Origin of the sequence: Streptomyces sp. NPDC087428 (assembly GCF_044744085.1) — a bacterium.
In the GTDB taxonomy this organism is placed as follows: Bacteria; Actinomycetota; Actinomycetes; order Streptomycetales; family Streptomycetaceae; genus Streptomyces.
Genome location: NZ_JBIUXR010000012.1, coordinates 65562 through 84045, shown reverse-complemented (window position 1 = coordinate 84045; position 18484 = coordinate 65562). Strand labels below are relative to the sequence as shown.

The following is an 18484-nucleotide window of genomic DNA, read 5'->3' as shown; positions in this document are numbered from 1 at the left end:
GTTCAGTCGGAGTCCCCCGGGGCGCGCCAGCCGCGCAGCATGGTGTCGAACCGGTCGCGGGTGGTGTCCCAGTCCGCCGCCGGGCCCGTCATGTACAGCGCGTACTCCGGGCCGCCCTCGTCCGCGTAATACATCTGGTCGATGGCGTGCCGGGGCTCCCCGGCCTTCTCGGTCCAGGTGAACTCCCACAGCGAGCCGGGGTGGTCCCGGTAGAAGTTGCTCTCCATGTTCACGTTCCGGTAGGCCGGGAGCCGCGTCCGCAGGCTCGTCTCCAGGTTCTTCATGTGCTGGAACGAGTTCTCGAAGTCGGGTTTCTCGTCGACGCTGACGCGGAGGTAGTGCACGCCGCCGTCCGGGGTGTAGTCGGTGTACGTCTCGGCCGGCCGGCGCTTCCAGCCGTCCGGCACGACGACGCTGAACCCGGCCGGGTCCTGGACCCGCTGCCAGCCGTCCGGTACGCCCTTCGCCGTCGGATCGGGCTTCGGGGAGGGCTTCGGCGAGGACTTGTGCGGGGTCGGGTCCGGCGACCGGTCGCCCGGGGTTCCGGTGTCGCCGCTCGCGGTGTTGCCGTCCGGGCGGTCGCGGTACTTCATCGCGGCGATCCCCGCGCCGCCGCCGAGCAGCGCCGCCAGGGCGACGACCAGCATCGCCGTGCGCCACCGGCTGCGGCTGCGCCGGGCCACCGGGGCGGACCCGGGACCGGGAGCCGGGGCGACGGGGTGGGGCAGCTGGGCCGTACCGCCGGACGTACCGCCGGGGCCCATCGCGCGCAGGACCTCCTCCGGCATCTGCTGCGTCGGGACGTACGCCTGGGCCGCCCGGGGCTCGCGCCCCTCCATGGCCTCCAGCAGCATCCGTTCCGTCTCCTCGGCCGACGGCCGGTCCGCCGGGTCCTTGCGGAGCAGCGCGGTGATGACGGGGGCGAGTGCCCCGGACCGTACGGGCGTCGGCGGGTCCTCGGCGACGACCGCCTGCATGGTGGATATCGGGGAGGTGCGGCGGAACGGCGAACGGCCCTCGACCGCGGTGTACAGCGTGGCGCCCAGCGACCACAGGTCGGACGCGGGTCCCGGGTCGCCCCCGCGCACCCGCTCGGGAGCCAGGTAGTCGATGGAGCCGACCAGTTCACCGGTCCTGGTGATGGTCGAGTCGCCCTCTATCGCGGCTATCCCGAAGTCGGTGAGCAGCACCCGGCCGTCCCGGGCGAGCAGGACGTTGCCCGGCTTCACGTCGCGGTGCAGCACCCCGGCACCGTGCGCGGCGCGCAGGGCGCCCAGCACGTGGAGGCCGATCCTGGCGGCCTCGCGCGGCACCAGCTCGCCGGATTCCTTCACCGCGTCGGCGAGTGACGGTCCGTCGACGTACTGCATGACGATCCACGGCCGGTTGTCGTACTCGATGACGTCGTGGACGGTGACCACACCGGGGTGCGTGATGCGGGCGGCCGCGCGGGCCTCCTTCTGGGTGCGGGCGTGCAGCACCACCCGGTCCGCCTCCGCGACGTACAGCCCGGCCGTCAGCTCCTTGACGGCGACGGTGCGGTGCAGCACCTCGTCGTGCGCCCGCCAGACCTTGCCCATGCCGCCGCGCCCGAGGACCTCGCCGAGCCGGTATCGCCCGGCCAGCACCAGTCCCGCGTCCGTGTTCTGTGATCGATCCACGTGTACCCGCCCCGTTCCTTCGGATGACAGGTTACGGAGAGGAGGTGCGGCCACGGAACCTCGCACCGCCCACGAGATCGCACTGTGATGCTTGTCGCGCCGGCCCGTCGCTCTGGGGTCCCCGCACGTATCAGGGCGTCACACGGTAGGAAGCGATGGCTTGTTGGTAGATGTCCGAAACCTTGTCGCGCTCGTCCTCCGGACCGATGACCTGAAGGATGTGGTAGCGGCCCGCGACGACCATCGCGAGGTTGCGTACGTACACCTCGCGTCCGGAGCTGTCCTGCCAGGTGAACTGACCCTCCGCCATGGCCTGTCGGCCGACGTCGATCCGGCGCAGCCCGCTCGCGGACGACCAGCTGGAGTCCCGGAACGGCTTCAACTCGGGTTCCTTGTCGCGCTGGTAGGCGAGCGGGTCGGCGCCGTTCTTCTTGACGGTGTCACGGCCGGGAACGACCAGCAGGGTGAAGCCGTCGCTGCCGTAGCGGATCTGGCGGTCCGTGGTGGCGGGGCTGCGCTGCCATCCCTTGGGCATCCCGACCTCGAAGCCCTCTTCGTCCTTGCGCAGGACGTAGCCGGACGCGAGTGCGACGGCGGACCGGCTGGTCTGCGGCTTCTGCGCACCGCCCGACCCGGACGGCGCGGGCTCACTGGGGCCGGGATCGGGCGCTCCGGTCGCCGTACGGGACGGGCTGGCGCCCGCGCCGGACTGCGAACCGGACTTGGGCATGAACATCACGGCGTACACGATCGCCGCGACCAGCACCAGCAGTATCAGGACGAGCAGCAGCCGGCCGAGCCGCCGCGGCGCGCGCTGTCCGTCCTGCGGCGGGCGGGGCGGGGTGCGCAGCGCCTTGGGGCCCTTGGGCTCACGCGGCGGTTTGACGGCTCTGGGCTCGCGCGGTTCCGCGAGGACCGGTTCCGCCGTCTCCAGCCGCCCCTTGGCCTGGCGGTGGCGGCCGTGCGCGGGGCCGTTGCGGCGGCCGCGGCGCTTGCGGACGAGCTCGCCCCGGCGGCGCACGACGGGCAGCCGGGTGTCGTCCGCGGACGGCAGCGGCACGACGTCGAATCCGGCCTCGGGCTCGGGCGCCGCCCGCACGAGGGAGCGCAGCCAGCCGCGCAGCTCCTCGAAGTCCGGGCGCTCCGTGGGGTCCTGCCGCAGCAGCGACTCGACGACGGGCCGCAGCGCGCCGCACTCCTCGGCGAAGGCGGGCGGCTCACCGCAGACCATCTGGACGAGCTCGGCGGCGTTCTCCTCGGGGTACGGGGCGTGGCCCTGGACGGCGCGGTAGAGCAGCGCGCCCAGCGCCCAGAGGTCGGTGGAGGGGCCGATGGGCGGTGCCAGCCGCCAGTTCTCGTGGACCGGCCCGGCCTGCTCGGGCGCCCAGCGCTCGGTGACGGCGCCGACGACGGCGATCCGGGCCTGCCGTGCGCGCTCGGCGGCGAGAGTGGTGGCGGGGCCCCGGTAGGCGGAGGTGTCGCGGTTCCCGGCGACGATCTCGTCCCAGCGGCCGGGGGCGGTCTCCGCGGGCGGCTGCGCCCGTGCGGCCGGGGTGGTGCCCTGGCGCCGGGAGTCGGCCCGCAGGGCGTCCTCGCTGGAGCCGCCGGCGGAGACCGGGCGCCCGGAGCCGTGGCCGTCGTCCCAGGAACCGGTCAGGTGCAGCCGCCGCGGCGGCGCCTGGCCACCGCCGTCGCTGTCACCGCCCCGGTCGTCGTCGATGTCCTCGTCGTCGTACGGGTCGTCGCCGTCGTGGTCGGGCGCATAAGGGCTCGGAGCGCCGGGCCGCCGCGGGCCGGCGGGGCCGTCGCCTTCGCGCTGGACCGGCAGGACGCCGGTGTCCCGCGCCTCGTCCGTACCGGCCCGGCGCTCCTCCTCGCTGATGCGCGCGGCGGCGCGGGCACCCGCGCGGTACGCGGCGATGGCGCCCGCGCGCGCGGCCCGTGCCTGGGCGGCGCTGCCGGACCCGGGGGCGGGCACGGGCGGCGTCGGACGGCGTACGGATTCCAGCTCACCGGCGCCGTACGGGCTCTCGGAACCGCCCGCGGACGACGCGGACTCGATCGCCGCGGGGCCGCGCGAAGCGGGCATCCCGGCGGGCGGCGACTGCGCGGGCGGCCGGAAGAGCGCGTGCGGGTCGGGCGGCAGGTACGGGTCGGGCGCGGGCGGCCCGGTCTCGTAGTCGTCGTCGTACGCGGAGCCGGAGTCCGAGTCGGAGTCCGAGTCCGAGTCGGCCATCGGCAGCGCGTACGGGCCGTCGGACCCGGAGTCGGCACCTGACTCGTAGCCGGCCATCGGCAGCGCGTACGGGTCGTCGGACCCCTTCTCGGCCATCGGCGGCACGTACGGGCCGGTGGGGCCCGACTCCACCGCGGGGCGGCCGTACTCCCCGTCGTCCTCGGCGTCGTCGGGGCGCGGCACCGGCACGTACCCGCAGAGGGCCTCCTCGGCCGCCCCGGCCGCGAGGCCGGTCAGCACGACGCGTCCGTCGTCGCAGATGAGCACGGTGCGCACGGTGATGTTGCGGTGGGTCCAGCCGTGGGCGTGCAGGACGCGCAGCGCCGTCAGGACGTCGGAGCCGATCTCCGCGGCCCGGTACGGATTGAGCGGGCGCTCCGCGAGCAGGGCCGCCAGCGGGCGTGCCGCGACCAGTTCACTCACTATCCAGAGCGATCCCGCCTCGGCGAACACGTCGAAGACCTGGTCGAGCCGCGGGTGGTCGGGCACCTGGGCCGCCGCCTGGGCGGCCTCGATGGCGCGCCGGACCGCCGGATCGGTGGACCGCCGCACCGTGCGCGCGCTGGTGCGCCTGGCCGGCGTGGGCAGACCGTCGGCGTCGAGCACCTCCGCGTCCACGACCTCCGGCAGCGGCACCTGCCGGACCAGGACTTCCTGTCCGCTGTAGGTGTCGAACGCCCGGGTCTCGACCAGTTCGTAGGCATCGGACGGGGGCAGCGGAAGGCGGTAGCGGTCGGCAAGTACCCGACCCGCGTAGTCGTCCACGACGCCTCCCCAGAGCGCGCTGTCCCCCGGTCACGTAGACCGCACGAAACCCACCAATTGCGGTCACTTAACGTGCAATTGACTTACTGTTCCGGCTGCGTACGGTCTTCGAGCTCTCACAATACGTGGCAACCGGCGGCCGCGCGGACGGACGCCGCAACCCGGTCCGCCGGCGGCACTCAGTCGAGCGGTTTGAACGTGCCGAACGCCGTCTCGCGCAGCGTCTTGCACGCCTTGTCGTCCCACTCGTCCACCTTGCAGCTGATCATGATCGAGTAGCCGCGCTTGGCGTCGACCTTGAAGCCGCGGTTCAGGACGCGGCTGCGCTGGCCGTGCTCGTCGCGCTCGAACTGCCAGTCGGCGACGGTCGGGTACCCGTTGTACTCGACCGGCTCGATACCGAGGTGCTTGTACCCGCTGCTGCTGCCGGCAACCGCGCCCTTCAGCGAGTTCCAGGCGGAGGCCGCGTCATCGCCGGGCGAGCTGTTGTAGTCGATCTGGACGCGCGGGAAGCCCTTGTCGATGTTGTAGATGCCGCCGGAGTTGCTGCCCGCGATCGAGTTGCGCTGGAAGCCCTCGGGCATCGCCATGGTGAAGTGGAACCGTTTGTCGGTGACCCACTTGTACCCGGCGGGCAGCGCGTCCTTGCCGTCCGCGTCGTCGTCGGAGCCGTCCGACCCCTTGCCGGAGTCGTCCTTGCCGGAGCCGTCCTTGCCCTTGTCCTGGTCCTGGCCGTCGTTGTCGTCCTGGCCCTTGCCCTGGTCCTTGCCGCTGCCGCCCTGCTCCGTACCGGCGGTACCGGCGGAGCCGCCGCCCGCCGACGGGCCGGCCGAGGCGGAGGTGTCGCCCTTGCCCTTGCCCGCGTTGTCGGAGCCCTTGTCGTCCCCGCCCAGCGTGAGCGCGAGGACCGTGCCGAGCACGGCGAGCACGATGACGGCCGCGATGACCGCCAGGGTGCGGCGCGGCACCACGTCCGTGAGGGACGCCCGGGGCGGGGCGCTCGCAGAGGTGGCCGGACGCGGCGGAGGTACCGCCCCGGAGGCGGAGGCCGCGGCCGTGGCGGGGGCCGTGGCGGGCCGGGCCGGTGCGGACGGTGTCGCGGCGGCGACGGGCGCCGCCTTCGCGTTCCGTGCGGAGCGCAGTGCGCCCCGCAGCCGGTCGCGGGCGCCCTCGCCCGCCTCGCCGGGCTTCGACGCCGGCTTGGCGGGGGCGGGCGCCTTGGGCAGCGCCATCACCTGGGTGGCGTCGGCCGGCGGCGGTACCGGGACGTCCTCCTGCTCGGGGGCGTTGATCACGTCGTTGAGCAGGGCGCGCGCACCGGCGTCGTCGAGCCGCTGCTCGGGGTCCCGGGCGAGCAGGCCGTAGATGACCTCTTCCAGCGGGCCCGCGTTCTTCGGCGGGTCGAGCGGCTCGGTCATCACCGCGGTCAGGGTGGCGATCGCGGAGCCCTTGTCGTACGGCGGGCAGCCCTCGACGCTCGCGTACAGCAGTCCGCCGAGCGACCACAGGTCGGCCGGCGGTCCCGGCTTGTGCCCGCGGGCCCGCTCCGGCGAGATGTACGAGGGAGCGCCGACGAGCATGCCCGTGGAGGTGACGGAGGGGTCGCCCTCGACCTGGGCGATCCCGAAGTCGGTCAGCACGACCCGGCCGTCCTCCGCGATCAGCACGTTGGACGGCTTCACGTCACGGTGCAGGATGCCCTCGCGGTGTGCGGAGCGCAGCACGTCGAGAATGGCCAGACCTACTTCGGCCGCCCGTCTCGGCGTCAGGACACCGTCCTCGCGCACCGCCTCGGCCAGCGACTTGCCCTCGATGAGTTCCATGACGATCCACGGCCGGTCGTCCTCGTCGACCACGTCGTAGACCGTGACCGCGCCGTTGTTGCGAATCCTGGCGATCGCCTTCGCCTCGCGCAGCGTACGCGTGATGAGACGGCGCTTCTCGTCGTCGTCGATGGCTGTCGGGAACCGCAGTTCCTTGACCGCGACCGTGCGGCCCAGCGTCTCGTCGACGGCGCGGTGGACCGTGCCCATACCGCCCCGGCCGAGCACCTCCCCGAGCCGGTACCGCCCCGCAAGGAGACGTCCGTCCTTGTCCCGTTGGGGCTCCCGTGCCTGCTCCGCCTCCGACATGCGTCCCCTCTGCGATCAACCCGCCCTGGCAGAGCGTTCATTGTCCCCTACCCCGGGACCGGTCCTGGTGCCGGGGCCCGGGTCCGCCATGATGTGGCCGGAGGAAAGGACTCCCCCGCCATGCCGATTCCGAGGGCACCGTTCGTCACCCTGTTGGTGACGGCGCTGTTCGGCCTCGGAACTGCGAACCTGCCCAGCGAACCACACCTCACTCCCGCAGCCTCCTACCTGCCACGCCTCGCCGTCCAGGGCGAAGCCCCCACCGCGGCACTCCTGACCCGCACTTCCTCCGCCGCCCGCCCCGGCACCTACCGGTCGACGGGTCCCGGCATCCGGTACGCGGACCGTTTCCGTGCGGGCAGCGTCACCAAGACCTTCGTCGCCACCGTCGTCCTCCAACTCGCCCATGAGGGACGACTGCGGCTGTCGGACCCGGTCGAACGCTTCCTGCCCGGACTGATCCGCGGTCACGGGAACGACGGCCGGCGCATCACCCTGCGCGCCCTGCTCAGCCACACCAGCGGGCTGTACGACTACACCGACGACAGGTCCGCGCACCCGCTCTCCGCCGCCGCCGCGATCCGTACGGCGACGCGCCATCGCCCCGCGGCCCGCCCCGGCGTGTTCTCCTACTCCAATACCGATTACGCCGCGCTGGGACTGGTCGTCCGACGCGTCACCGGCCACGGCTACGCCACCGAGATCCAACGCCGCATCATCGTGCCCCTCCGTCTCACCGGCACCTCCCTGCCCGGGGCCCGCACCACCCTGCCCGCGCCGCACGGCCGCGGCTGGTCCCGCGATCCGGCGGGCGGCGACCTGATCGACGCCACCGAGCTCGACCCGCGCACCGCGGGCGCCGCCGGTGAGCTGATCTCCACGCTCGACGACCTGAACCGCTTCTACGCGGCCCTGCTGGGCGGACGGCTGCTCCCACCCGCCCAGCTCGCCGCGCTGCTGAACACCACCGCGGCGCAGGGGAACTACGGCCTGGGGATCTACCCGGAGCGGCTCTCCTGCGGGGTCACCGTCTGGGGCCACAACGGACGCATCCCGGGCAGTTACGTCCGTACCGCCGCAAGCCGCGACGGCGGCCACATCCTGACGTACCGCATCGACACGGACATCCTGGACCGCGCGGACACCGTCGAACCCGCGCTCCTGGAAGCGGAGTTCTGCCCGGCCTGAGCCAAGGCCCGCGCGGCACAGGCCTTGGACCGGCACCGCGCCGGTCCAAGGCACCGCTCCCAAGGCGCCGCGCCGGTCCAAGGCGCCGCTCCCAAGGCGCCGCGCCGGCCCAAGGCGCCGTGCCGCCCCTAAATGGGCACGATGTCCGGCGCCCCGAGCCGTGCCGCGTCCGCCGTCAGGTCGTCGGGCTGGCGCTGCGACTCGCGCTCCGCCTCCACCCGCTTCTCGTAGTGCGCGACCTCCCGCCCGATCTGGCTCTTGTCCCAGCCGAGCACCGGAGCCATCAGTTCCGCGCAGAGCTGCGCGGAGCGCGTGCCCCGGTCGAAGGTCTCGATGGAGATCCGGGTCCGCCGGGTCAGCACGTCGTCGAGGTGGCGGGCCCCCTCGTGCGAGGCGGCGTAGACGATCTCGGCCTTCAGGTAGTCGTCGGCGGACGGCAGCGGTTCACCCATCACCGGATCGGCGACGATCAGCTCCAGGATCTCCTCCGTCATGGAGCCGTACCGGTTCAGCAGATGCTCCACCCGGGCGACGTGCAGTCCGGTCCGGGCGGCGATCCTGGCCCGCGCGTTCCACAGGGCGCGGTAGCCCTCGGCGCCCAGCAGCGGGATGTCCTCGGTGACGCATTCGGCCACCCGCTGGTCGAGGCCGTGCACCGCCTCGTCGACGGCGTCCTTGGCCATCACCCGGTACGTGGTGTACTTCCCGCCCGCGACGACGACGAGGCCGGGCAGCGGATGCGCCACGGTGTGCTCGCGCGAGAGCTTGCTCGTCGCGTCCGACTCGCCGGCCAGCAGCGGCCGTAGCCCCGCATAGACACCCTGGACGTCGTCCCTGGTCAGCGGGGTGGCCAGCACCGAATTGACGTGTTCCAGCAGATAGTCGATATCCGCGCTGGACGCGGCCGGATGCGCCTTGTCCAGATCCCAGTCGGTGTCCGTCGTGCCGACGATCCAGTGCCGCCCCCACGGGATGACGAAGAGCACGGACTTCTCGGTGCGCAGGATCAGGCCGGTGGAGGAGTGGATGCGGTCCTTCGGGACGACCAGGTGGATGCCCTTGGACGCCCGGACGTGGAACTGGCCGCGCTCGCCGATCAGCGCCTGGGTGTCATCCGTCCAGACGCCGGTGGCGTTGACCACCTGTTTGGCCCTGACCTCGTACTCACCGCCCGCCTCGACGTCCTCCACGCGGACGCCGACGACCCGCTCGCCCTCCCGGAGGAACCCGGCCACCCGGGCCCGGTTCGCCACGTGCGCGCCGTACCCGGCGGCGGTCCGCACCAGCGTCGCCACATAGCGGGCGTCGTCCATCTGGGCGTCGTAGTACTGAAGGGCCCCCACCAGGGCGTCCCGCTTCAGCGCGGGCGCGACCCGCAGGGCCTGGCGGCGGGAGAGGTGGCGGTGCACGGGCAGCCCGCGGCCGTGCCCGGACGACACCGACATCGCGTCGTACAGCGCGACGCCCGAGCCCGCGTACAGCCGCTCCCAGCCCTTGTGCTGCAACGGATAGAGGAACGGCACCGGCTTCACCAGGTGCGGGGCCAGCCGCTCCAGCAGCAGCCCGCGCTCCTTCAGCGCCTCCCGGACGAGCGCGAAGTCGAGCATCTCCAGATAGCGCAGCCCGCCGTGGATCAGCTTGCTCGACCGGCTCGACGTGCCGGACGCCCAGTCGCGCGCCTCGACCAGACCGGTCGTGAGCCCTCTCGTGACCGCGTCGAGCGCCGTCCCGGCGCCGACCACGCCCGCCCCCACGACCAGCACGTCCAGTTCGCGCTCGGCCATCGCTGCGAGCGCCTCGCCGCGCTCCGCGGGTCCCAGTGTCGCTGTCCTCACTGCTGCCTCCCGGTAGATCGGGGTGGTCCGGGCACGGGGGTGCGGTCCGACCGTGGGGTCGGGCGCCCGTGCCCACCCCTCGATTCTGTCCGGGCTCCGCGACTTCAGCCACCGCCTGTGGACAACACCCGGACAACCAGGACAGCACAATGCGACATATAGGTCATATTTACGCCTAGTCTGACATTGCGCTGTCCCCAGCAGTTGCACTTTCTGCCCTCATGGTCTTAGGGAAGGACGGCCACCCACGTGCCTGCAGACCTCGCCGTCATCGGACTCGGTCACCTCGGCCTGCCCCTCGCCCAAGCCGCCGTCGCAGCCGGCATCCAGACCGTCGGCTACGACACCGACCCCCGCGCCTTCGCGGAGCTCTCGGCGGGCCGCACCCCCGTCGAGGGTCCGCTCACCGCGTCCGACGTCCGCCGCATGCTCTCCGGGGGCTTCCGCCCCACCACCAACGAGGCCGAGCTGGGCCGGGTCCGCACCGCCGTGATCTGCGCGCCCACCCCGCTCGGCCCCGACCGCACCCTGGACCTCGGCGCCGTCGGCGACGCGGCCCGCGCCCTGGCCGCCCGGCTGCGACCGCACACCACGGTGCTGCTGGAATCGGCCGTGCCGCCCGGCACCACAGAGAACTTCCTGCTCCCCCTCCTCGAAAACGGCTCGGGGCTGCGCGGCGGACGCGACTTCCACCTCGCCTACTCCCCGACCCGGCTCGACCCCGGCAACCGCACCCACGTCTACGCCAACACCCCCAAGGTCATCGGCGGCCTCACCCCCGCCTGCACCGAATCGGCCGCGGCCTTCTACGGCCGGCTCACCGACAAGGTCGTACGGGCCCGCGGCACGCGCGAGGCCGAGATGACGAAGGTCCTGGAGACCAACTTCCGGCACGTCAACATCGCCCTGGTCAACGAGATGGCCGTGCTCTGCCACGACCTCGGCGTCGACCTGTGGGACGTCATCAGGTGCGCCGAGACCAAGCCCTTCGGTTTCCAGCCCTTCCGCCCCGGCCCCGGCGTCGGCGGCCACGGAGCGCCGGTCGACCCGGGCTACCTCCCCTACAGCAGCCGTACCCCAGGCCACCCGCTGCGGATGGTCTCGCTCGCCCAGGAGATCAACGACCGGATGCCGCAGTACGTGATCCAGCGCTGCGCCACCCTCCTCAACGAGCACGGAAAGTCCGTGCGCGGCGCCCGGGTGCTGCTGCTCGGCGTCACCTACAAGCCGGACCTCGCCGACCAGGAGGCCTCCCCCGCCCGCGAGATCGCCACCAGGCTGATGGACATGGGGGCCCAGATCGGCTACCACGACCCGCACGTCCTGGACTGGCGCGTACGTGAACTCCCGGTCCCCCGCGCCGATTCGCTGTACGAAGCGGCCTCCAGCGCCGACCTCACGGTGCTGCTCCAGCACCACCGCACGTACGACCTCCAGGGCCTCGCCGTGAAGGCGCAACTACTCCTCGACACCCGGGGCGCGACGCCCGCCGGAGCCGCTCACCGGCTCTGATCGCAGTCCCCCCAAGGAATCTTCTGGGCCGATGTCCGACCCGGCTGCTAGCCTGCGGCGTCACTTCTCGCACAGTCGTGCGGATCCGTCCAGGGGGGAACCCGAATGAGCCAGCCCGTACCACCGCCGAACCAGCCTCAGCAGCCGTACGGCGGCCCGCCCCAGGACGGCAACCCGTACGCCGGCCAGCAGCCGGGCCAGCCCCAGCCCGGCGCCCCGACCGGTAACCCGTTCGCCGAGCAGCCGGGCCCGTACGGCCAGCCCGGCGCCCCGTTCGGCGGCGGCGCCCCGTTCGCCCCGGTGGCACCGGCGCGGGACAACGTCGGGCTCGGCATCCTCGCCGCCGTCGTCGCGGCCGTGGTCGCGGGAGCGGTCTACGGTGCGATCATCGGCGCCACCAAGCACGAGATCGGCTACGCGGCCGTGGGTGTCGGCTTCCTCGTCGGCTTCGCCTCCGGCAAGGTCGGCGGCCGCAACCCCGCGCTGCCGGTCCTCAGCGCGGTCTTCGCGCTGATCGCCGTCTACTTCGGCCAGCTCCTCGGCGAGGCGATGATCGCCGCCAAGCAGCTCCCCGTCACGGTCTCCGAGATGTTCTTCGACCACTTCAGCGTGCTGAACGAGATGTGGAAGGCCGACTCGGACTTCATCTCGTACCTCTTCTTCGCCGTCGCGGCGGTCGCCGCGTTCTCCGGCGCCAAGAAGGCCGCGGACTAGTCAGGACCGCACGCCGCACACACGGGAGGTCCCGGACCGCGCTCGCGGTCCGGGACCTCCCGTGTGTGCGGAAAACGCTCAGCGGCGGTGCTGCGAGTCCGCCACCGTGACCTCGACGCGCTGGAACTCCTTCAGGTCGCTGTAGCCCGTGGTCGCCATCGCCCGGCGCAGGGCGCCGAAGATGTTCATCGAGCCGTCGGGGGTGTGCGAGGGGCCGGTGAGGACCTCCTCCGTCGTCCCGACCGAGCCGAGGTCGACCAGCTTGCCGCGCGGCACGTCCTCGTGGACGGCCTCCATGCCCCAGTGCCGGCCGCGGCCCGGCGCGTCCGTCGCGCGGGCGAGCGGGGAGCCCATCATCACGGCGTCCGCACCGCAGGCGATGGCCTTCGGCAGGTCGCCGGACCAGCCGACGCCGCCGTCGGCGATCACGTGCACGTACCGGCCGCCCGACTCGTCCATGTAGTCGCGGCGGGCACCGGCCACGTCCGCGACCGCGGTCGCCATCGGGACCTGGATGCCGAAGACGTTGCGCGTGGTGTGCGCGGCGCCGCCGCCGAAGCCGACGAGGACACCGGCCGCGCCGGTGCGCATCAGGTGCAGGGCGGCGGTGTACGTGGCACAGCCGCCGACGATCACCGGGACGTCCAGCTCGTAGATGAACTGCTTCAGGTTGAGCGGCTCGGCCGCGCCCGAGACGTGCTCGGCGGAGACCGTCGTACCGCGGATGACGAAGATGTCCACACCCGCGTCGACGACGGCCTTCGAGAACTGGGCGGTGCGCTGCGGGGAGAGCGCGGCGGCGGTGACGACACCGGAGTCGCGCACCTCCTTGATGCGCTGCCCGATCAGCTCCTCCTGGATGGGGGCGGCGTAGATCTCCTGGAGCCGGCGGGTGGCCGACTCGACGGGCATCTGGGCGATCTCGTCCAGCAGCGGCTGCGGGTCGGCGTGCCGGGTCCACAGCCCTTCCAGGTTGAGCACGCCGAGGCCGCCGAGCTCACCGATGCGGATGGCGTGCTGCGGGGAGACCACGGAGTCCATGGGAGCGGCCAGGAACGGCAGCTCGAAGCGGTAGGCATCGATCTGCCAGGCGATCGAGACCTCCTTCGGGTCGCGGGTCCGGCGGCTCGGGACGACGGCGATGTCGTCGAATGCGTATGCCCGGCGGCCGCGCTTGCCGCGCCCGATCTCGATCTCAGTCACGATGGTGTGGCCTTTCCCTCTACGTCTGCGCTGTCCAGTATCCCCGACACACACATGAGGGGCGGTCCCGGGAACCCCGGTCCGCCCCTCACCTGCGTTGTTGCGTTACTTCCTGCTGTAGTTCGGTGCCTCGACCGTCATCTGGATGTCGTGCGGGTGGCTCTCCTTGAGACCCGCCGAGGTGATCCGCACGAAGCGGCCCTTGCTCTCCATCTCGTCGACCGAGGCCGCGCCCACGTAGCCCATCGTCTGGCGGAGACCGCCGACGAGCTGGTGCAGCACGTTGCCCAGCGGGCCGCGGTAGGGCACCTGGCCCTCGATGCCCTCGGGGACGAGCTTGTCGTCGGAGGACACCTCGGCCTGGAAGTAGCGGTCCTTCGAGTAGGAGCGGCCCTGGCCGCGGGACTGCATCGCGCCCAGCGAACCCATGCCTCGGTACGACTTGAACTGCTTGCCGTTGATGAAGAGCAGCTCGCCCGGGGACTCCTCGCAGCCCGCGAGCAGCGAGCCGAGCATCACCGCGTCCGCGCCGGCGACCAGGGCCTTGCCGATGTCGCCGGAGTACTGCAGGCCGCCGTCCCCGATGACCGGGACGCCCGCCGCACGGGCCGCCAGGGCGGCCTCGTAGATCGCGGTGACCTGCGGGACGCCGATGCCGGCGACCACCCGGGTCGTACAGATGGAGCCGGGTCCGACGCCCACCTTGACGCCGTCCACGCCGGCGTCGATCAGGGCCTGGGCGCCGTCGCGGGTCGCGACGTTGCCGCCGATGACGTCCACGTTCACGGCCGACTTGATCTTCGCCATCCAGTTGAGGGCGTTGCTGTTGTGGCCGTGCGAGGTGTCGACGATCAGGAAGTCCACCCCGGCACCGGCCAGCGCCTGGGCGCGGTCCAGCGCCTCCGGGCTGGCGCCGACGGCCGCGCCGACGAGCAGGCGGCCCTCGGCGTCCTTGGCCGCGTTCGGGTACTGCTCGGCCTTCTTGAAGTCCTTGACCGTGATCAGGCCCTTGAGGATGCCCGACTCGTCGACCAGCGGAAGCTTCTCGATCTTGTGACGGCGCAGCAGCTCCATGGCGTCCACGCCGGAGATGCCGACCCGGCCGGTGACCAGCGGCATCGGCGTCATGACTTCGCGCACCTGGCGCGAGCGGTCCGACTCGAAGGCCATGTCGCGGTTGGTGACGATGCCGAGCAGCTTGCCCGCCGGGTCGGTGACCGGGACGCCGCTGATGCGGAACTTGGCGCACAGCGCGTCGGCCTCGCCGAGCGTGGCGTCCGGGCTGACCGTGATCGGGTCGGTGACCATGCCGGACTCGGACCGCTTCACCAGGTCCACCTGGTTGACCTGGTCCTCGATCGAGAGATTGCGGTGCAGTACGCCGACGCCGCCCTGACGGGCCATGGCGATCGCCATACGGGCCTCGGTCACCTTGTCCATGGCGGCGGAGAGCAGCGGGATGTTCACCCGGACGTTCCGCGAGATGAGCGACGAGGTGTCGACCGCGTTGGGCAGCACGTCAGATGCGCCCGGCAGCAGCAGCACGTCGTCGTATGTCAGCCCGAGCGTCGCGAATTTCTCGGGCACTCCGTCGACGTTTGCAGTCATGACACCTTCCCCAAATGGCCTTGATCGGTGCGGATGTCCATGCTAACGGCCTCCGTGGGTGTCTCATTCCACGAGCAAGATCACCTGGAGGTTCTGTAGCTTCGTACGGGACCGCGGCGATCCCCGGTTCACTGCTCGGCGAGGGCCCTCAGCCGGCTCAGCGCACGGTGCTGGGCGACCCGGACCGCGCCCGGGGACATGCCCAGCAGCTGTCCGGTCTCCTCTGCGGTCAGCCCGACCGCGACGCGCAGAACCAGCAGCTCACGCTGGTTCTCCGGAAGGTTGGCGAGGAGCCTCTTGGCCCAGGCCGCATCGCTGCTGAGCAGCGCGCGCTCCTCGGGCCCCAGTGAATCGTCCGGCCGCTCCGGCATCTCGTCGGAGGGCACCGCGGTCGATCCCGGATGCCGCATCGCGGCCCGCTGGAGATCGGCCACCTTGTGGCCGGCGATGGCGAAGACGAAGGCTTCGAAGGGCCTGCCGGTGTCCTTGTACCGCGGCAGCGCCATCAGTACCGCGACACAGACCTCCTGCGCCAGGTCCTCCACGAAGTGGCGGGCATCACCGGGCAGCCGGTTCAGCCGGGACCTGCAGTAGCGCAGCGCGAGGGGGTGGACATGGGCCAGCAGATCGTGGGTGGCCTGCGCGTCGCCCTCGACGGCCCGGTGCACCAGGGCACCGATCACCGTCGTTCCGTCGTCGCGCATCGGACCATGGTGCCCCGGTGCCGCGTCATCCGCGGCACCGCGTCCGTAGTTGTGCACCGAAGCGTTATGAGCGGGTGCGCCGGAAGTCATGTCCTGCGCCCTCCCCTTCCGCTCGACCGAATCGTTCCCGAGGAACTCCACATCTCAAGGATGCGTCATCCGCCGGGAAGCGTCACATACCGGGAAGGGCCCACCGGGAATTCGACGGGATCGCGGGCGTGCGCCCCGGTCGCCGCACGGTCGGCGGGGCCTCGGAACAGACCCTGGGTGCACTCTGGCCCGGACCGCCCCGCCCGCCGCGAGCCCAGCATGATCCAGGCGAAAGGCCCTGGGGCCTGTATGGGGTTGTCCCGCGGCGTCACGAGGCTGGGTGCGCACGCTCGCAGCGTTGTCGAAACGCGCTGGCAGCTCCGCCACGAGAGCGTTTCGGCGCCTTGCGATCGCACGCATCCAGCCCCGCTCCTTCTTCCGCGTGACAACCCGATTACAGGCCCTAGCGGACGAGGCCCCACCGGAAGCCGAGCGCGACGGCGTGCGCCCGGTCGGAGGCGCCGAGCTTCTTGAACAGACGCCTGGCGTGTGTCTTCACCGTGTCCTCCGAGAGGAACAGCTCACGGCCGATCTCCGCGTTGGAGCGGCCGTGACTCATTCCTTCGAGCACCTGGATCTCACGCGCCGTGAGCGTGGGCGCCGCGCCCATCTCGGCCGACCGCAGCCGGCGCGGGGCCAACCGCCACGTCGGATCGGCCAGCGCCTGGGTGACGGTCGCCCGGAGCTCCGCCCGGGAGGCGTCCTTGTGCAGATACCCGCGGGCCCCGGCGGCGACCGCGAGCGCGACGCCGTCCAGATCCTCGGCGACGGTCAGCATGATGATCCGCGCCCCGGGGTCGGCGGAGAGCAGCCGGCGGACGGTCTCCACACCTCCCAGACCGGGCATGCGTACGTCCATCAGAATCAGATCCGAACGGTCGGCACCCCAGCGGCGGAGGACTTCCTCGCCGTTGGCCGCCGTCGTCACACGCTCGACGCCGGGCACGGTCGCGACCGCGCGACGGAGCGCCTCTCGGGCAAGCGGGGAGTCGTCGCAGACGAGGACGGATGTCATGACCGCCCTCCGAAGCTGATGCGCGTCACCTTGAGCCTCCAGGCTGTTACAAGTCGTCACCTGTGCGGTTGACGCTCTCGGACATCTGCCCGATCACTTTCTCTGTCAACCGCCTCCGCACTCTCAACGATGGTCACTCGAAAGAGTTACGGGTCGGACAACCGAGTTCGGCACTCTACGTGAGGGGGCGGACACGGAGCAGAGCGCCACGGGTCGTCCAGCCGTCAACTGAACCTTCACGGGGACTTATGCCCCATTTAGCGGGTTTTCTTCCCTTTTGCTGGTGTCTGAGACTAGATTCGCAATCAGTCATATTTACATCTACTAACACCGTGGATGTACCGTCATGAACACGGACAAAGACTGACGAGCGCGACGTTTCCGACTCAGTACGGTTTCGAGGGGACAAACAATGGCAGATTTCTCCCGCCTTCCCGGACCCAACGCCGATCTGTGGGACTGGCAGCTGCTGGCAGCCTGCCGCGGCGTCGACAGCTCACTGTTCTTCCACCCCGAGGGGGAACGCGGCGCAGCCCGGAGCGCCCGCGAGAACTCCGCGAAAGAGGTCTGCATGCGGTGCCCGGTGCGCGCCGAGTGCGCGGCCCACGCGCTGGCGGTACGGGAGCCCTACGGAGTGTGGGGCGGCCTGACCGAGGACGAGCGCGAGGAGCTCATGGGACGGGCCCGCAACCGGCTGATCGCGGCGACGGCGCCCTCGGGCCCCGCGTCGCCTCCTGGGCACGGCTGACCTCTGCCGCGTGGCAGAAACGTTTCTGCACACACCACGCACACCACGCACACCACGCACACCACGGACACCACGCGACCCACGCACGCCCCGCGGACGCCGACCACGCCCGCGGACCATTCCCGCGCACCGCGCACCGCGCACCGCGCACCGCGCACCCCGTACCGCGCCCCGCTCAGCGGGCGGCCGCCAGCGACAGCTGGTCCAGCGTGGCCGCCACCGCCGGAACCTGCGCCAGATCGGGCAGGGTCAGCGCGACGATCTCGCGCTCGATGGCCGGCTCCACCGTGACGGTCCGGGCGCCCCGGGGGCGTACCGACTCGATCGCCAGCGCCGGCAGCACGGCCACTCCGAGGCCGGCGCCGACCAGCCCGATCACCGCCGGGTAGTCGTCGGTGGCGAAGTCGATCCGGGGGGTGAAGCCGGACTCCTCGCAGACCTCCACCAGCTGCCGACGGCAGCGCGGGCAGCCGGCGATCCACGGTTCACCGGCGAGTTCGGCGATGCCCACCTCCGGCCGGTCCGCCAGGTGGTGCCCTTCGGGCAGCAGGCCGATCAGGCGGTCGGTGAGCAGCGGGCGCACCACCAGGTCGTCCCACTCGGCGCCCTGGGTGCCGTACCGGAAGGCCAGGGCGATGTCGCAGTCGCCGTCGCGCAGCATGTCCACCGAGTGGGGCGGTTCTGCCTCGACCAGGGAGACCCGGGTGCCGGGGTGCGCGGCCCGCAGCGCCGCGAGGGCGCCCGGGACGAGGGTGGAGCTGCCGCTCGGGAAGGACACCAGCCGGACCCGGCCGGCCCGCAGACCGGCGATCGCGGCGACCTCCTCCTCTGCGGCGGTGAGCCCGGCGAGGATGCCGGAGGCGTGCCGTACGAGCGCCTCGCCCGCCTGCGTCAGCCGCATCTCGCGGCCGGTCCGGATGAGCAGCGTGGTGCCGGCGGAGGACTCCAGGGCCTTCATCTGCTGGCTGACCGCGGGCTGTGTGCAGCCCAGTTCGCGGGCGGCGGCGGAGAAGGAGCCGGTGGTGGACACGGCTCGCAGGACGCGGAGATGACGGGCTTCGATCACCCTTCGA

The 18484-nt window shown here is 72.0% G+C and carries 13 protein-coding genes; 4 read left to right on the top strand and 9 right to left on the bottom strand.

All coding sequences use genetic code 11. The features are described 5' to 3' along the window. Positions 1-2: 2 nt before the first annotated feature. The 3 genes from ACIO3R_RS25590 to ACIO3R_RS25580 form a co-directional block, all read right to left on the bottom strand. Positions 3-1661: a serine/threonine-protein kinase gene (locus ACIO3R_RS25590; protein ID WP_402108986.1), complete on the bottom strand. Its 1659-nt coding sequence runs from the start codon at positions 1659-1661 to the stop codon at positions 3-5. Positions 1662-1791: 130 nt separating this feature from the next. Further along, positions 1792-4662, bottom strand: coding sequence for a protein kinase (locus tag ACIO3R_RS25585; RefSeq protein WP_402108984.1), 2871 nt, complete (start codon positions 4660-4662; stop codon positions 1792-1794). Positions 4663-4841: 179 nt separating this feature from the next. Next, on the bottom strand, positions 4842-6794 hold the full coding sequence (locus tag ACIO3R_RS25580; protein ID WP_402108982.1) for a serine/threonine-protein kinase: 1953 nt from the start codon (positions 6792-6794) through the stop codon (positions 4842-4844). Positions 6795-6914: 120 nt separating this feature from the next. Between ACIO3R_RS25580 and ACIO3R_RS25575 the strand changes: the two genes are divergently transcribed. Then, the gene (locus ACIO3R_RS25575; protein ID WP_402108979.1) at positions 6915-7982 is read left to right on the top strand and encodes a serine hydrolase domain-containing protein; all 1068 of its coding nucleotides are present in this window, start codon (positions 6915-6917) and stop codon (positions 7980-7982) included. A 128-nt stretch (positions 7983-8110) separates the two neighbouring features. Here ACIO3R_RS25575 and ACIO3R_RS25570 read toward each other — a convergent pair whose 3' ends face one another. After that, positions 8111-9817: a glycerol-3-phosphate dehydrogenase/oxidase gene (locus ACIO3R_RS25570; RefSeq protein WP_385038342.1), complete on the bottom strand. Its 1707-nt coding sequence runs from the start codon at positions 9815-9817 to the stop codon at positions 8111-8113. A gap of 249 nt (positions 9818-10066) precedes the next feature. On the opposite strand from ACIO3R_RS25570, the gene ACIO3R_RS25565 reads away from it, so the two are divergent. Together ACIO3R_RS25565 and ACIO3R_RS25560 are read left to right on the top strand one after the other, a co-directional pair. Continuing rightward, positions 10067-11329, top strand: coding sequence for a nucleotide sugar dehydrogenase (locus tag ACIO3R_RS25565; protein WP_363022115.1), 1263 nt, complete (start codon positions 10067-10069; stop codon positions 11327-11329). A 105-nt stretch (positions 11330-11434) separates the two neighbouring features. Next, positions 11435-12043, top strand: a complete 609-nt coding sequence (locus ACIO3R_RS25560) for a hypothetical protein (protein ID WP_402108975.1) — start codon at positions 11435-11437, stop codon at positions 12041-12043. Between the two features lie 78 nt (positions 12044-12121). Here ACIO3R_RS25560 and ACIO3R_RS25555 read toward each other — a convergent pair whose 3' ends face one another. The 4 genes from ACIO3R_RS25555 to ACIO3R_RS25540 all read right to left on the bottom strand — a co-directional run bounded on the left by ACIO3R_RS25555 (position 12122) and on the right by ACIO3R_RS25540 (position 16663). Then, a complete protein-coding gene (locus ACIO3R_RS25555) occupies positions 12122-13246 on the bottom strand; it encodes a GuaB3 family IMP dehydrogenase-related protein (RefSeq protein ID WP_385028583.1) in 1125 nt (374 codons plus the stop codon). A gap of 105 nt (positions 13247-13351) precedes the next feature. Continuing rightward, on the bottom strand, positions 13352-14854 hold the full coding sequence (gene guaB, locus ACIO3R_RS25550; RefSeq protein WP_363022111.1) for an IMP dehydrogenase: 1503 nt from the start codon (positions 14852-14854) through the stop codon (positions 13352-13354). A gap of 128 nt (positions 14855-14982) precedes the next feature. Continuing rightward, a complete protein-coding gene (locus ACIO3R_RS25545) occupies positions 14983-15558 on the bottom strand; it encodes a sigma-70 family RNA polymerase sigma factor (protein WP_073732620.1) in 576 nt (191 codons plus the stop codon). 493 nt (positions 15559-16051) lie between these two features. After that, a complete protein-coding gene (locus tag ACIO3R_RS25540; protein ID WP_003948568.1) occupies positions 16052-16663 on the bottom strand; it encodes a response regulator transcription factor in 612 nt (203 codons plus the stop codon). 412 nt (positions 16664-17075) lie between these two features. Between ACIO3R_RS25540 and ACIO3R_RS25535 the strand changes: the two genes are divergently transcribed. Then, the gene (locus tag ACIO3R_RS25535; protein ID WP_362954185.1) at positions 17076-17411 is read left to right on the top strand and encodes a WhiB family transcriptional regulator; all 336 of its coding nucleotides are present in this window, start codon (positions 17076-17078) and stop codon (positions 17409-17411) included. Between the two features lie 175 nt (positions 17412-17586). Here the strand turns inward: ACIO3R_RS25535 and ACIO3R_RS25530 are convergent, their stop codons facing one another. Continuing rightward, positions 17587-18477 carry a LysR family transcriptional regulator gene (locus ACIO3R_RS25530; RefSeq protein ID WP_385028588.1) on the bottom strand — a complete coding sequence of 297 codons (891 nt, stop codon included), beginning with the start codon at positions 18475-18477 and terminating at the stop codon, positions 17587-17589. Positions 18478-18484 lie beyond the last annotated feature (7 nt).